The organism is Noviherbaspirillum album (genome assembly GCF_035916955.1).
GTDB classification, from domain to species: domain Bacteria; phylum Pseudomonadota; class Gammaproteobacteria; order Burkholderiales; family Burkholderiaceae_D; genus Noviherbaspirillum; species Noviherbaspirillum album.
The window spans coordinates 1-835 of sequence record NZ_JAWIIV010000131.1 but is presented as its reverse complement, the minus strand read 5'-3'; the positions used below and the strand labels follow the sequence as shown (position 1 = coordinate 835).

At 38.0% G+C, this 835-nt stretch carries 2 protein-coding genes; both read right to left on the bottom strand.

Annotated features, from left to right (window positions below; genetic code table 11):
• Positions 1 to 40: 40 nt before the first annotated feature.
• The gene (locus RY831_RS33045) at positions 41 to 415 is read right to left on the bottom strand and encodes a hypothetical protein (RefSeq protein WP_326510510.1); all 375 of its coding nucleotides are present in this window, start codon (positions 413 to 415) and stop codon (positions 41 to 43) included.
• Between the two features lie 11 nt (positions 416 to 426).
• A complete protein-coding gene (locus RY831_RS33565; protein WP_496196654.1) occupies positions 427 to 771 on the bottom strand; it encodes a DUF8812 domain-containing protein in 345 nt (114 codons plus the stop codon).
• Positions 772 to 835: the final 64 nt, after the last annotated feature.

Genomic DNA, 835 nt, shown 5'->3' with positions numbered 1-835 from the left:
GCTTTTCTTCATTGCTCCCTTTCATTTGGGAGCTATCTTCTCAAATTTGCCGTGGTCCGAAAATCCCAAGACAGGTCACATTAACTTCATATCCTTCATCATCCTTCAAAATTTTCAGTTTTTTCCCTTTCAGCTCCGCGACACCATTAAAACTACATGAGTACGGCTGAATCCCTAAACCGCTCTGATTAATTAAAACTACGGTTTCTAGACTGATTTCAGCTATAGAAGCAGTTTTCGCCTTTATTTTAAGTTTCGAAAACTCGGATAAATTCTTACCCTGCTGCTCCTCACCACTATTAGCACCACAACTATGGTTCTTTACATATAAACCCTCTACAAATTTAAGTTTTTCAGATGTATAACCTGGAACAATCGCTACAAAAGCCAGAAGTAAAAATACTAAATTATTCATTGATTAGCCTATTAAACTGTCTTTTTCCCCATCTTCGCTTTTCTCAAAAATTGTATTCGTTGCTTATTTCGTTCTTTCGTATATCTCTTGTTCGCAGCATCAGTTGATAGAAACTCTATCAAGGCATCATCATTGTTATTGGATAATGCCTCTATGAAGTCAGGCTTCAACTCTTTAGGCAGACCTTGATAAACGACGTCCACTGAAACTTCTCTTATTGCAGGATCGATGGCAGACCACGGAACTATATCTTTCGTGTTTTTTGTTGCCCGTTCATAAATTCCTTTGGCATACGATTCATTTTCTCTATAAACAATGGAAAATAATTTTTTCTGCTCTTCTCTAGAACGTGTTATGAACTAAGACCGAAGGTGTTGAGTGTCTTAGTCAGCATGAGGCAGACGAAGGCTACGAAGTGCA